This is a genomic window from Nocardia sp. SYP-A9097 (assembly GCF_009649815.1).
Taxonomy (GTDB): Bacteria; Actinomycetota; Actinomycetes; order Mycobacteriales; family Mycobacteriaceae; genus Nocardia.
This window is the reverse complement of record NZ_WJIC01000001.1, coordinates 203,001-216,361: the sequence shown is the minus strand read 5'-3', so window position 1 is coordinate 216,361 and position 13,361 is coordinate 203,001. Positions and strand designations below refer to the sequence as shown.

General features: G+C 64.7%; 12 protein-coding genes and 1 tRNA gene. 8 read left to right on the top strand and 5 right to left on the bottom strand.

Annotation, left to right across the window (positions count from 1 at the left end):
- Position 1: 1 nt before the first annotated feature.
- Positions 2 to 454 carry a nucleoside deaminase gene (locus GFY24_RS01095; RefSeq protein WP_153803062.1) on the top strand — a complete coding sequence of 151 codons (453 nt, stop codon included), beginning with the start codon at positions 2 to 4 and terminating at the stop codon, positions 452 to 454.
- Positions 455 to 508: 54 nt separating this feature from the next.
- Positions 509 to 596 (top strand) — tRNA-Ser (locus GFY24_RS01090).
- Between the two features lie 60 nt (positions 597 to 656).
- Here the strand turns inward: GFY24_RS01090 and GFY24_RS01085 are convergent.
- Positions 657 to 1,289, bottom strand: coding sequence for a glyoxalase (locus tag GFY24_RS01085; protein WP_153803061.1), 633 nt, complete (start codon positions 1,287 to 1,289; stop codon positions 657 to 659).
- 77 nt (positions 1,290 to 1,366) lie between these two features.
- Positions 1,367 to 3,706: an MMPL family transporter gene (locus tag GFY24_RS01080; RefSeq protein ID WP_309230270.1), complete on the bottom strand. Its 2,340-nt coding sequence runs from the start codon at positions 3,704 to 3,706 to the stop codon at positions 1,367 to 1,369.
- A gap of 138 nt (positions 3,707 to 3,844) precedes the next feature.
- On the opposite strand from GFY24_RS01080, the gene GFY24_RS01075 reads away from it, so the two are divergent.
- The 5 genes from GFY24_RS01075 (at position 3,845) to tgt (ending at position 10,000) form a co-directional block, all read left to right on the top strand.
- Positions 3,845 to 4,432 (top strand): TetR/AcrR family transcriptional regulator, encoded by a 588-nt coding sequence (locus tag GFY24_RS01075; RefSeq protein ID WP_153803060.1) that lies wholly within the window; start codon positions 3,845 to 3,847, stop codon positions 4,430 to 4,432.
- Positions 4,433 to 4,469: 37 nt separating this feature from the next.
- A complete protein-coding gene (locus tag GFY24_RS01070; protein ID WP_309230269.1) occupies positions 4,470 to 4,979 on the top strand; it encodes an Rrf2 family transcriptional regulator in 510 nt (169 codons plus the stop codon).
- 69 nt (positions 4,980 to 5,048) lie between these two features.
- Entirely contained in the window at positions 5,049 to 6,782 is a 1,734-nt protein-coding gene (locus GFY24_RS01065) for an ABC transporter ATP-binding protein (RefSeq protein ID WP_153803059.1), read from the top strand.
- Positions 6,779 to 8,743, top strand: a complete 1,965-nt coding sequence (locus GFY24_RS01060; RefSeq protein WP_153803058.1) for an ABC transporter ATP-binding protein — start codon at positions 6,779 to 6,781, stop codon at positions 8,741 to 8,743. Before GFY24_RS01065 ends, GFY24_RS01060 begins: the two co-directional genes overlap by 4 nt.
- A 9-nt stretch (positions 8,744 to 8,752) precedes the next feature.
- Positions 8,753 to 10,000: a tRNA guanosine(34) transglycosylase Tgt gene (tgt, locus tag GFY24_RS01055; protein WP_309230268.1), complete on the top strand. Its 1,248-nt coding sequence runs from the start codon at positions 8,753 to 8,755 to the stop codon at positions 9,998 to 10,000.
- A 93-nt stretch (positions 10,001 to 10,093) separates the two neighbouring features.
- Here tgt and GFY24_RS01050 read toward each other — a convergent pair whose 3' ends face one another.
- Positions 10,094 to 10,864, bottom strand: coding sequence for a queuosine precursor transporter (locus GFY24_RS01050; RefSeq protein WP_309230267.1), 771 nt, complete (start codon positions 10,862 to 10,864; stop codon positions 10,094 to 10,096).
- A gap of 62 nt (positions 10,865 to 10,926) precedes the next feature.
- Between GFY24_RS01050 and GFY24_RS01045 the strand changes: the two genes are divergently transcribed.
- Positions 10,927 to 11,520 carry a DUF4190 domain-containing protein gene (locus tag GFY24_RS01045; RefSeq protein WP_153803057.1) on the top strand — a complete coding sequence of 198 codons (594 nt, stop codon included), beginning with the start codon at positions 10,927 to 10,929 and terminating at the stop codon, positions 11,518 to 11,520.
- A gap of 72 nt (positions 11,521 to 11,592) precedes the next feature.
- Here GFY24_RS01045 and GFY24_RS01040 read toward each other — a convergent pair whose 3' ends face one another.
- Entirely contained in the window at positions 11,593 to 12,381 is a 789-nt protein-coding gene (locus GFY24_RS01040; protein ID WP_153803056.1) for an RDD family protein, read from the bottom strand.
- A gap of 64 nt (positions 12,382 to 12,445) precedes the next feature.
- Entirely contained in the window at positions 12,446 to 13,348 is a 903-nt protein-coding gene (gluQRS, locus tag GFY24_RS01035; protein ID WP_309230265.1) for a tRNA glutamyl-Q(34) synthetase GluQRS, read from the bottom strand.
- Positions 13,349 to 13,361 lie beyond the last annotated feature (13 nt).

Below are 13,361 nucleotides of genomic sequence, written 5' to 3'. Positions count from 1 at the left end.
CATGACCGACGAGGAGATGATCCGCGCGGCCATCGAGGCAGCGGCTGCCGCGGATCCCCGAGACGTACCCGTCGGCGCGGTCGTCTTCGACAGCGCCGGCCGAGAACTGGCCCGCGCCGCGAACGCCCGTGAAGCTCTGGGCGACCCAACCGCACACGCCGAGGTCCTAGCCCTGCGCGCAGCGGCGAAGGTGCACGGCGACGGCTGGCGTCTAGAGGGCGCGACCCTGGCGGTAACCCTCGAACCCTGCACCATGTGCGCGGGCGCCCTCGTCCTATCCCGAGTAGGCAAACTCCTCTTCGGCGCCTGGGAACCGAAAACCGGTGCGGTCGGCTCACTCTGGGACGTAGTCCGTGACCGACGTCTCAACCACCGCCCCCAAGTCCGAGGCGGCATCCTCGAACCCGACTGCGCCGCCCTACTGGACGATTTCTTCAAATTCCAACGCCCCTAACCCCCTTCCCAGCCGATTTCAGTATTGGGCCCACAGTCCGGTAAAGTCACCGGCGGTGGCGTGTCCGAGCGGCCTAAGGAGCACGCCTCGAAAGCGTGTGAGGGGTAACCCCCCTCCGAGGGTTCAAATCCCTCCGCCACCGCTGAGAAAGCCCCTCACCTGAATTCAGGTGAGGGGCTTCTTCTTTGGTCCGCATGTCGGGTCAGGCTCCGGCGGTCTCCCAGGCGAAGCCGTCGGGGTCGGTGTACGGGGCACCGGTGGTGTTGATGGCGAAGCGGTGGGAGCCGGTGCCTTCGGGGTCTACGCCCGCGTCCTTGGCGGCGGCTTTGCGGCCGTAGAGGGCCAGTTTGATCGAGCCGGCGGGGGCCTCGAATTCGACGTATTTGCTGCCGAAGCTCTTGGCTACGGTGAGGCCGTTGTCGATGTAGAACTGCTTGGTGGCCTTCACATTGTCGACGCCGAGCAGGATGACGATGTCGTCGATCTCGCGGGTGTGGGGGCCGATGTCCTTCTTGTTGGAGGTGGCGATCTTCCAGAGCACGCCGTCCGGGGCCTGGAAGACGCCGCCGTAACCCCAGAAGCTCTTCTTGGCGGGCTTCACCACGGTCGCGCCCGCCTCGAGGGCGGTACCGATGAGGCTGTCCACGGTGCTCGGCTGGGAAACCACCAGTGAGAGGACGAAGCCGCGGAAGCCGGAGGTGGGGGCCTGCGAGGCGCGGACCCGCAATTTGTCGCCGAGGCCGAACGCCGCGGCGTAGAACGCCTCGGTCGCGGCGGCATCGGTGGCCTCCATGGTGACGGCGGGGATGGCGGTCTGAGCTGCGGTGATGTTCATGTGAACAACGTTATGGGACGAGAAAGGCCCGGCGCTTCTCGATTCGTGATCGGTTCGCGCCGGGCCTTGCGGCAGTACTAGACGGTGGCCGGTTCCTTCTCGAGCGCGACCGGAGCCGAGGACTCCTTCAGCGCCGCGAGCTTGGCGCCTTCCACGTCGATATCGGGCAGGATGCGGTCCAGCCACTTCGGAATCCACCACGCGTACGGGCCCATCAGGACCAGCAGTGAGGGGATGAGCACCATGCGGACCACGAAGGCGTCGAGCAGGACGCCCGCCGCCATGGCGAAGCCCATGGACTTGGCCACCACATTCGGTTCCAGCATGAAGGCACTGAATACCGAGATCATGATGATGGCCGCGGAGGTCACCACGCGCGCGCCGTGGTGGTAGCCACTGATCATGGCGTGCTTGGAGGATTTGCCGTGTACGTACTCCTCACGCATGCGGGTCACCAGGAATACCTGGTAGTCCATGGCGAGCCCGAATACCAAGCCGATCAACATGATTGGCAGGAAGCTCACCAGCGGATGCGGTTCGACCAGGTTGAACTTGCCCTCCTGGAAGATGAGCACGGTCGCGCCGAAGGTGGCCGCCATGGACAGCAGGAAGCCGAGTGCCGCGGTGAGCGGGACCAGGATCGAGCGGAACACCAGGATCAGCAGCAGGAAGGCCGCACCGGCCACGATGGCCAGGTAGGGCACGATCTTGCTGAGCAGCCCGGCCGAGACATCGGCGTAAATGGCTGTGGTGCCGGTGATTCCGTACTCCATGCCGTACCGGTCGTTGAACTCGGATTCGGCATTGCGGGCGTGCTTGACCAGGTCCTTGGTGACCTTGTCGTTCGGTCCGGCCTCGGGCACGGCCATGAAGAGCGCGCCTTCGCCGTCCTTGCTGGTCTGCGCGAAGGTGAGGTAATCCAAACCGCCTTCGCCCTTGTAGGAGTCCAGCTTCGAGCGCAGCGCGTTGAGCGCTTCGGTGCGCTGATCCTGCGGCGTCTTGCTCATATCGACGGCGACCAGCAGGGTGCCGTTGGAGCCTTCACCGAATCCGGCGGTCTGCAGGTCGTATGCCTTGCGCAGGCTCGAATCCTTGGGCATGGAGTCGCCGCCGGGCAGGCCGAGCTGCATATTGAGCGCGGGCGCGGCCAGCAGGCCGAGCAGGACCACCGAGATGGCGAGCGTCAAAGCCGGTGCCTTGCCGATGAATCGGGCGAAGCGCTGACCGTTGGTGACCGAGTTCTCGTCCTCGGGATCGTGCTGGGCGACCAGCGGCAGCTTCGGCTTGAACAGGAAGCGGCCGAACGCACCCATGAGCGCGGGCATCAGGGTGACCGCGACCAGCACCGCCATGAACGCGGAGACCGCGCCGAAGATACCCATGTAGGTGAGGAAGCTGACGCCGACGAAGGCCAGGCCGGCGAGCGCGATGATGACGGTCAGACCGGCGAAGATGACCGCGGATCCGGCGGTGCCGACCGCGGTACCCGCGGCTTCTTCGGGCGAATTCGCCACGGCCAGTTCATGTTTGTACCGCGAGACGATGAACATGGCGTAGTCGATGGAGAGCGCCAGGCCGATCATGGACGCCAGGATCGGCGTGAAGGTCGGCACCGTCAGCCAGTGTGTACCGAACATGATGATGGAGATGGCGGTGCCCACGCCGACCAGTGCGGTGAGGATCGGCACGAAGGCGGCGACGACCGCGCCGAAGCCGACCATCATGACCACGAGTGCGACGGCGATGCCGATCATCTCGGAGGTGCCTTGCGAACCGCCTTGCTCCTGCGCGATGGAGCCGGTGAGTTCGATGGTGAGCCCGTTGGTGCGGGCCTCGTCGCCGATGTCGTACGCCTTCTTCTGGTCATCCTTGGTGATGTCCGAGAACTTGGCGATGTTGTACTTCGCCTTGATGGTGGCGACCGAGTCGGGATTGTCCTTGTTCAGCACGTTCAGTGGTGCGCTGGAGCAGATGCCGGAGAAGTCCGGCGAGCTCCGGTCACCGGTGCTGAGGCAGTCGACCTTGGCGGGTTCACCGATCTTCTTGGTGATATCGATCGGGTTCACCGCCGGCACGGACTTGTCGACGATGTCGAGCCCGTTCAGCCTGTCCACGAAGGCTTGCAGCGTGGCCGCGTTCTTCGGGTCGGTGAGTTTTTCGCCCGCGGGCGCGCCGATCACATAGGTGCCGGTGACCGCATTGGCATCGAAGTCGGCCGAGGCGCCGGGAAAGTGCTTATCGAGGATTTCGGTGGCCCGCTCCGAGGGGAGGCCGGGCATACTGAAACTGTCCTGGAAGGGTTTGGCGAGGGAGCCGCCGATGCCGCCGATCAGGATCAGCGAGATCAGCCAAACTCCGATGACGAGCCATTTTCGGCGGAAGGCGAACTTTCCCCACCGATAGAGGTAAACGGACACGAGGGGTTCTCCTGGCGATGTGTCTGCGGATTTCTGCCTACCGTGCGGTAGGTAGACTACCTATGAATTAAGTGGAGGAACAACCTCAACTTTTCCGGCGTCACTCGCGCCGCGACACGTGGTGAGAGGATGGGGCGCATGGTGGGCCGAAGTATGGCGGGAACTGTTGTCGCAGGTAGAAGCACGAAAGACGCGATCCGCGACGCCGCGATCGAGCTATTTACCAGCAAAGGATTCGAGCAGAGCAGCCTGCGCGAAGTAGCCGATGCGGTGGGAATCACAAAGGCATCGCTCTACTATCACTACGCCTCGAAAGTGGATTTGCTCATAGCGATAATCCAGCCGATGGTCGACGACCTAGGTGAGTTGGTGGAGAGCCTCGACGAAATACCGCATTCGCCCGAGACCGTGCGCGAGGTACTCGAATCACACCTGCGTTCCATTCTCGGGCATCGTGCCGCCGGCACCCTGTGCATGCGCGACACCGTCGCCATCCTCAATGCCCTCGGTGACCGCTATCCGGACATGATCGATCTCAGTCGCCGCATGTGCCGCTGGCTCGCCGGACCCGGCGCCGATGACGAGTCCACCCTGCGTGCGGCCGCCGCCATGCAGGTGCTCAGCGCAGCGCTCATGTCGCGGGAGAGCGTCCCCAACGCGTCCGAGGAGTTGATCGGCGGCGTACTCCTGGAAGCCGCGCTCGGTGTATTGAATTCGCCGCGATAGGATTTCGTTCGCCACCGAACGAGATCAGGAGAGAGAAGTGCACATCACCGCGAAGGTCGATTACGCGGTGCGCACCCTCGTGGAAATCGCGAAGGCACAATCGGATTCGGTGAAGGCCGATGCGATCTCCGCCGCGCAGGACATTCCGCCGAAGGTGCTGGAATCGGTTGTCGCGGATCTGCGGCGCGGGAATTTGGTGACCAGTCGCCGCGGTCCGGACGGTGGATATCGCCTTGCCCGGGCGGCTTCGGAAATCAGCATTGCCGATGTGATTCGGGCGGTCGAAGGGCCCTTGGCTTCGGTGCGCGGACAGCGTCCGGAGGATGTCAGCTACACCGGAGCGGCCGAACCGCTGCAGCGGGTGTGGATCGGCCTGCGGGTGAATATCCGTTCGGTGCTCGAGCGCGTGACCATCGCCGATATCGCGCACGACCTGCTCCCGTCCTTTCTGGACGAGCTTTTGCACGACCCGGATGCCTGGACTCGGCGCTCACGGACCTCCGACGGGCCGGTAGCCACGCAGTGGCAGGATCTGGACCGCCCGTAATGGTGTGACGTGGCGCACTCGGAAAACGGCGCGCCGCACTCCGCTCGATGGCGGTAGCCTGCCAGCATCATGTTGATTCGACTACTCCGCACCTTCTTGGCGCCCTACCGCAAGCAGTTGGCGGGGGTCGTCGTGCTTCAGCTGATCTCGGTCATCGCCATGCTGTATCTGCCGAGCCTGAACGCCGACATCATCGACAATGGCGTCACCAAGGGCGATATCGGTTATATCTGGAGCACCGGCCTGATGATGCTCGCCGTCACCGGCGTGCAGATCATCGCGCAGGGCATCTCGGTCTATCTCGGCGCACAGGCCGCCATGGCCGCGGGCCGCGATATGCGCGCGGCCCTGCTGCACCGGGTCGGCACCTTCTCCGCCCGCGAGGTCGGTGTCTTCGGCGCACCCTCGCTGATTACCCGCAATACCAATGATGTGCAGCAGGTACAGCTGCTCGTGCTGATGAGCGCGACCATCCTGGTGATGGCCCCGATCATGTGCGTGGGCGGTGTGATCATGGCGTTGCGCGAAAGCCTCGGCCTGTCCTGGCTGTTGCTCATCGCGGTGCCCGCGCTGGGTCTGGCCATGGCCTTGATCATCGCCCGCATGGTGCCCGGTTTCCGGCGCATGCAGGAGCGCATCGATGCGGTGAATCGTGTGCTGCGCGAACAGATCACGGGTATTCGCGTGGTGCGCGCGTTCGTGCGCGAGCGGCAGGAGGCGTGGCGTTTCGGTGTCGCCAATACCGAGCTGACCGAGCAGTCGCTGTATGTCGGCCGCTATATGGCGCTGATGTTCCCGCTGGTCATGCTGATCTCGAATGTGACCGCCGTGGGCGTGATCTGGTTTGGCGGCCACAATATCGACGACGGGACCATGCAGATCGGCTCGCTCACCGCGATGCTGTCGTACATCATGCAGATCTTGACCGCGGTCATGATGGCCTCGTTCCTGGCCATGATGGCTCCGCGCGCGGCGGTCTCGGCCGAGCGCATCGGTGGGGTGCTGGAGACCGACTCCTCGGTGACGGAGCCGCGGCTGCCGCAGGCGTTCAAGGAGGATCCCGCGATCGTGGATCTGGCCTTCGCCGAATTCAAGTTCCCGGGCGCGGAAAAGCCGGTGCTGCAGGCGATTCGGTTCCGTACCGAGCCCGGCACCACCACCGCGATTGTCGGCGCGACCGGTGCGGGTAAGACTACGCTGGTCAATCTGATTCCGCGGCTCATCGATGTCACCGACGGCGCCGTCTACGTGGGCGGCACCGATGTGCGGCATATCGAATTGGAGTCGTTGCGCAATCAGATCGGCCTGGTGCCGCAGAAGGCGTATCTGTTCTCCGGCACGGTCGGCTCGAATCTGCGCTACGGCAAGCCGGATGCGACCGATGAGGAACTGTGGCACGCGCTGGAGATCGCGCAGGCCGCCGACTTCGTCAGGGAGATGCCGCAGGGGCTGGAAACCCCTGTCGCACAGGGCGGTACGACCGTCTCGGGTGGTCAGCGGCAACGCCTGGCCATTGCCCGCGCGCTGGTGCGCAAGCCGCGCATCTACCTTTTCGACGACTGCTTCTCCGCGCTCGATGTCGCCACCGATGTGCGGGTTCGTGACGCACTGCGGCCGGAGACCTCCGATGCGTCGGTGATCATTGTGGCGCAACGGATTTCGACCATCCGTGAGGCCGATCAGATTGTGGTGCTGGAGGACGGCGCCATGGCGGGTATCGGTACCCACGACCAACTGCTGCGCGATTGCAAGGAGTACCGGGAGATCGTGGAGTCCCAGTTCAGCGTCGAGGAAGTCCGATGAGGCCGGGACAGCCGAATCCCGGCGCGCCCGATACCAAGGCCAAGTCTTTCGGGCCGTCGCTGCAGCGGTTGATGCGCCGCCTCGCTCCCGAACGTTTCTATCTCACAGTCGTTTTGGCGCTGGCCGTCGGTTCGGTGGTGCTCAATACGCTGGGTCCGCAGATTCTCGGTAAGGCCACCAACCTCATCTTCGACGGTGTGGTCGGTAAGCAGCTGGGCCAGGGCCTGCCGCCGGGGACCAGCAAGGATCAGGCCGTCGAGGCGCTGCGCCAGGGCGGGGACAAGACCTTCGCGGACATGCTCGCCAGCATGGACGTGATTCCCGGTGTGGGCGTTGACTTCACGGCCGTCGGCCATGTGCTGGCCCTGGTGCTGGCGCTGTATGTCGGCTCGTCGGTGTTCGGCTGGTTGCAGGCGTACCTGCTCAATGCGGTGATCAACCGGACGGTCAAGCGACTACGCGGTGAGATCGAGGAGAAGATCCACCGCCTGCCGCTGAGCTACTTCGACTCCATGCCGCGCGGTGATGTGCTCTCCCGGGTCACCAATGATGTCGACAATGTGGCGCAGACGCTGAATCAGACCATGAGCCAGCTGCTCATCTCGGTGCTGTCGGTGATCGGCATTCTGGGCATGATGTTCTGGATCTCGTGGCTGCTGGCGCTTATCGCGCTGCTGACCGTGCCGCTGGCCGTGATCGTCACCGCGCAGATCGCCAAGCGTTCCAAGCCGCATTTCGTGGATCAGTGGAAGCTGACCGGCCAGGCCAATGCCCAGGTCGAGGAGGCGTTCACCGGGCACGAGGTGGTGAGCGCGTTCGGCCGGGTGCGCGAGGTCGGCGAGAAGTTCGACGAGACCAACGACAAGCTCTACGACGCCTCGTTCCAGTCGCAGTTCATCTCCGGCCTGATCATGCCCGCCATCATGTTCCTGGGAAACCTGAACTACGTGCTCATCGCCGTGGTCGGTGGTCTGCGGGTGGCGTCGGGTCAGCTGTCCCTGGGTGAGGTGCAGGCGTTCATCCAGTACTCGCGCGGGTTCACCCAGCCGCTCACCCAGATCGGCTCCATGATCAACATGCTGCAGTCGGGTGTGGCCTCGGCGGAGCGGATCTTCGAGATCCTGGACTCCGAGGAGCAGGTGCCCGATCCCGAGGTGGAGGATTCGCGGCCGGTGGATCGCGGCCGCGTCGCCTTCGAGAAGGTGTCCTTCCGGTACGAGCCGGAGACGCCGATCATCGAGGAGCTGTCCCTCGTCGCCGAGCCCGGTCATGTGGTGGCGATCGTCGGGCCGACCGGTGCGGGCAAGACCACGCTGGTGAATCTGCTCATGCGGTTCTACGAGGTGGATTCCGGCGCGATCACCATCGACGAGGTGGATATCACCCGAATCACGCGTGATCACCTGCGTTCTCGTATCGGCATGGTGTTGCAGGACACCTGGTTGTTCGGCGGGACCATCAAGGAGAACATCGCGTACGGCAATCCGAATGCGTCGGAGGAGGAGATTCTCGCCGCCGCCCGGGCCGCGTATGTGGATCGTTTCGTGCACGCGCTGCCGCACGGCTACGAGACCATGATCGATGAGGAGGGCTCCGGCGTCAGCGCCGGTGAGAAGCAGCTCATCACAATCGCGCGTGCGTTCCTGGCCAAGCCGTCCATTCTCATCCTGGACGAGGCCACCAGCTCGGTCGATACCCGTACCGAGCTGCTGGTTCAGCACGCCATGGCCGCCCTGCGCCGGGATCGCACCAGTTTCGTTATCGCGCACCGCCTTTCGACCATTCGTGACGCCGATCTGATCGTCGTCATGGAGAAGGGCAAGATCGTCGAAACCGGCAACCACAAGGCATTGCTGGCCGCCCGCGGCGCGTACTTCCGCCTCTACCAGGCGCAGTTCGCCGCCCCGATCGAAGAGGACGAGGAGCCGGACGCCATCGAGCTCAGCAAGGTGAGCAGCTAGCCTGTTCGGGTGTCCGCTCCCGAATTCTCCTTCAAGGTTGGTACCCGGCTCGAAGGCCGTCATGGCCGGTCCGGGCTGATCAGCACCCCGCACGGGGAGATCGCGACGCCCGCGTTCATTCCGGTGGGTACCAAGGCGACCGTGAAAGCGGTCCTGCCGGAGACCATGAAGGAGATCGGGTCGCAGGCGTTGCTGGCGAACGCCTATCACCTTTATCTACAGCCGGGCTCGGACATTGTGGATGAGGCGGGCGGGCTGTCGAAGTTCATGAACTGGCCCGGACCCACCTTCACCGACAGTGGCGGCTTCCAGGTCATGTCGCTGGGTGTCGGCTTCAAGAAGGTCCTGGCCATGGAGTCCGTCGGCGTGCAGAACGACGATGTGATCGCCAAGGGCAAGGAGCGCCTGGCCCATGTGGATGACGACGGTGTCACCTTCCGCTCGCATCTGGACGGTTCCCGGCATCGCTTCACCCCCGAGGTGTCCATGGGCATTCAGCATCAGCTGGGCGCGGATGTCATGTTCGCCTTCGACGAGCTCACCACGCTGATGAATACCCGTGGCTACCAAGAGGATTCGCTGGAGCGCACGCGTCAGTGGGCGCAGCGCTGCCTGGACGAGCACGAGCGGCTCACCGAGGCGCGCTCGCACCGCCCCTATCAGGCGCTGTTCGGTGTCATCCAGGGCGCGCAGTATGAAGACCTGCGTCGCAAGGCAAGTCGCGATCTGGAGGCGTTACGTGGTTCCGCCGGAACGGAATTCGACGGCTACGGTATCGGCGGCGCGCTGGAGAAGCACAATCTCGGCACCATTGTCGGCTGGTGCAGTGATGAGCTCCCCGAGAGCAAGCCGCGTCATATGCTCGGCATCAGCGAGCCCGAGGATGTCTTCGTGGCGGTCGAAAACGGTGCGGACACATTCGATTGCGTGAATCCGTCCCGGGTGGCCCGCAATGCCGCCATCTACGTGGACCGGGGCCGGTTCAATATCGACACCTCTCGTTTCCGCCGCGATTTCACCCCGATCGACGAGAACTGCGACTGCTACACCTGCGCCCACTACACCCGCGCCTACCTGCATCACCTGTTCAAGGCGAAGGAGATCCTGGCCTCCACGCTCTGCACGATCCACAACGAGCGCTTCACCATTCGCCTGGTGGACCGTATTCGCGAGAGCATCGAGGGCGGGTACTTCGACGCCTACAAGGCCGAGTTCATGGGCCAGTGGGTGGGTCGCGTCAAGGCCCCGGAGGCGTAGCGGACTCACCGATGCCGAGATCATCGAAATGGCAAGGGACTACCCGCGTTTGCGCGGCCGCCGCACTGCGGGCGGCGTCCGCGCCGTGGCCGCCTACTCGTAGAGCGCCGAGCGCTCGCGTGGACGGTAGCTGGGCTCGCGCTTCTTGAGGAAGGCGATGCAGCGGTAGCTGATGGGCAGGATCATGGCCTCCACCAACGTCTTCCAGACGAAGCCGACCAGCACGTAGTTGATGAAGTCGGGCCAGGTGTGGATGCCGATGGCGGTGGCGGCGATGGAGCAGAACACCAGGGTGTCGCCGAATTCACCGGCGACGGTGGAGCCGAGCAGGCGGGCCCACAGGTGCTTCTCCTTGGTACGTTCCTTGATCATCACCAGGGTGACCGAGTTCAGGAACTGGCCGACGAAGTATCCGGCGACGCCGGCGACCACCAATTGCGGTGTGGTGCCCAGGACATTGCGGAACGAGTCCTGGTTCTCGTAGAAGTCGGCGGCGGGCAGCCCGATGGCGGCCCAGAAGGTGAGGACCATCAGCAGCAGCGCGCCGAAGCCGTAGTAGACGGCGCGGCGGGTGGCCTTGAAGCCGTAGACCTCGCTGAGGATGTCGCCGATGACATAGGCGAGCGGGAAGAGGAAGAACGCGCCGTCGGTATTGATCGGCAGCAGTTGGATCGGGCCGAGTGCGACATGCTTGTCGGCGAAGAATTGCACACCCTTGGTGGCACAGATATTGGAGATCAGCAGGACCGCCGTGAAAACCACGACCACCTGCGTGTAGTAGCCCCCCGCGGCCGAGGCGAATGCTGCGTGCTCGGGCGCGGGGTGTCCAGATCGGTCTGAATCGACCGTTTTCGTATCGCTCACCCGAGCAGTATCCCCGGTGTGATCGATGGTTATGGGCTGGTGGGGTGGCTTAGTCTTGTCGAATGACGCAACCCGGCGATTCCGACGAGTGGTGGAAGCAGTACGGCGGTGACAGCGCGCCCGGTGCCGCCGCGCCGCAGCCCACCCCACCACCGGCCGGATACTCTTCCGCGCCGAATCTCCAGAAGCCGCCGGCGACGCCCGGGCCGCAGCCGCTGCAGTATCCGCCGGTGAATCCGCCATCGCAGCCGCAGTATCCGAATTATCCTCCGCCGCAACCGAATCCGTCCGGCGGGTTCGCGCAGCCGAATTCCGGTGGGTTCGCGCAGCCGGCTCCCGGCCAGCCGTACAACTATCAGCCCGGGTATCAGCCCTACGGCTATCAGGCGCCGGGGCTGGGCACGAACGGCCTGGCCATCGCCTCGCTGATCGTCTCGGTGCTGGGCCTGTCGACCCTGTTCTTCTGCTTCCTGCCGATCGGTTCGCTGGTGGGCCTGGTGCTCGGTGTGGTGGCGCTGAATCAGGTGAAGCAGTCCGGGCAGGACGGCCGGGGTCTCGCGCAGGGCGGTATCTGGGTCGGTGCGGCCGGGCTGGCGCTGGGCATTGTGCTGTGGCTGATCCTCGGTGCCGCGTTCATCGGCGCGGGTAGCTCCTAGCCGCGACAGAGCCGAAAACCGAAGCGGGGCGCATCCATTCGAATGGATGCGCCCCGCTTCATGTAGCTGTTATCAGCCCTTGACGACCTGGGTGCCGCCCGCCAGCTTGTCGTGCCAGCCCTGCTTGTTCGGGTCCTGCTCGATGGTGATGGCGATGTAGATCGCCATACCGAAGCCGACCAGACCGCCCAGGCAGTACACGACATTCACCACGACGAACAGGTTGCGCAGCAGCGAAGTCTTCGGGTCGATCTTGGCCGCGCCGCCGGGCGCGAGCACGCGCAGGCCGAGCAGCTTCTTGCCCAGGGTGGTGCCCTGGGTGGTCTCCATACCGACGAAGTAGCCGGTGATGATGGCGTACATGACGAAGAAGCCGAGCACGGTGCCGGTGATGCCGCCGATGACCGCGGACAGCACGCCGTAGATGATGCCGGCCGGGATACCGGCGATGATGTAGTCGATGATTCGCGCGCCGAAGCGGGTCCACAGGTCACCGGGCTGTACGCCGCCACCGAATCCCGGTGCGTTGTAACCCGGTTGGCCGCCGTCGTAGGGCTGGTACGGCTGCTGACCGTAGCCGGGCTGCTGCTGCCCGAACTGCGGCTGCTGGTTGTAGGGGTCGGACGGCTGCTGCTGGCCGTAGCCCGGCTGCTGTCCGTAGGCCGGAGGCTGGCCGTACGCCGGAGGCTGCTGCTGGCCGTACGGGTCCGACGGCGGCTGCTGGCCATAAGGCTGCTGCGGCTGCTGACCGTAGGGCTGCTGGGGCTGCTGTCCGTAAGGCTGGCCCTGCGGGTACGGCTGCTGCCCGTACGGCTGGCCGCCCTGCGGATATTGGTTGGGGTCGTACCCACCGCTCGTCATTGTGTTCGCCGTCCTCGTCGAATTCGTTCGGGATCTGGGTCGAGTGCGTACGTTACGGACCTGATCAGGGTTGCAACAACCCGTTGGGGTCGAGTCTCCATGGTTCTTTCGGCAAGGTGTCCGGCCGGAATATGGTCGGTAACTGGGAGATTGTGGTTGCGTCGGGGTAGCCCAGTGAGGCCGTGAGGATGTTCGAAACCTGGGTTGCGGTCTCGCCGAGGGCGATTCGATCGTGCAGGGTGACTGCGCCGTCGCGCTTGGCCAGGCGCTGCCCGGCGGTATTGAGCACCAGCGGGACATGCGCGTAATGCGGAATCGGCAGTCCCAGCAGGGTGGCGAGGTACACCTGACGTGGGGTGGAGGGCAGCAGATCGTCCCCGCGCACCACCTGGTCGATGCCTTGCGCCGCATCGTCGACCACGACGGCGAGGTTGTAGGCCGGGCTGCCGTCGCCGCGGCGCAGCACCAGATCGTCGACCACGCCGCGATAGCTGCCGAGCAGCTCATCGGTGATCTCGAGTTCGGTGATGTCGGCGCGCAGGCGGATGGCCGCTGGTCGGCCTTGTGCTCGCCATTGTGCGCGTTCGTTTCCGGTGAGATCGCGGCAGGTGCCCGGGTACGCGCCCATGGGTCCGTGTGGCGCGCTGACGGCCTGCTGGATCTCCCTTCGCGTGCAGAAACATTCGTAGGTGCGTCCGGCGGCGGTCAGGCGTGCGATGGCGTCGTCGTACAGCGGCAGGCGTTCGGATTGCCGGACGACGGGTCCGTCCCAGTCGAGTCCGATGGCGGCGAGGTCGGCCAGTTGTCGTTCGGCCGCACCGGCTTTCACCCGATCCAGGTCTTCCATCCGGATCAGGAAGCCGCGTCCGGTCGAGCGCGCGAACAACCAGGCGAGCAGGGCGGTGCGCAGATTCCCGAGGTGCAGATCACCTGAGGGGCTGGGGGCGAATCGTCCGAATCCGGGCACGTTCGCCAATGCT

Coding starts and splice junctions, on each gene's coding strand:
- GFY24_RS01065 (WP_153803059.1), top strand. CDS start 5,049: ATGTTGATTCGACTACTCCGCACCTTCTTGGCGCCCTACCGCAAGCAG.
- GFY24_RS01085 (WP_153803061.1), bottom strand. CDS start 1,289: ATGAACATCACCGCAGCTCAGACCGCCATCCCCGCCGTCACCATGGAG.
- GFY24_RS01045 (WP_153803057.1), top strand. CDS start 10,927: ATGACGCAACCCGGCGATTCCGACGAGTGGTGGAAGCAGTACGGCGGT.
- GFY24_RS01075 (WP_153803060.1), top strand. CDS start 3,845: ATGGTGGGCCGAAGTATGGCGGGAACTGTTGTCGCAGGTAGAAGCACG.
- GFY24_RS01060 (WP_153803058.1), top strand. CDS start 6,779: ATGAGGCCGGGACAGCCGAATCCCGGCGCGCCCGATACCAAGGCCAAG.
- GFY24_RS01040 (WP_153803056.1), bottom strand. CDS start 12,381: ATGACGAGCGGTGGGTACGACCCCAACCAATATCCGCAGGGCGGCCAG.
- GFY24_RS01095 (WP_153803062.1), top strand. CDS start 2: ATGACCGACGAGGAGATGATCCGCGCGGCCATCGAGGCAGCGGCTGCC.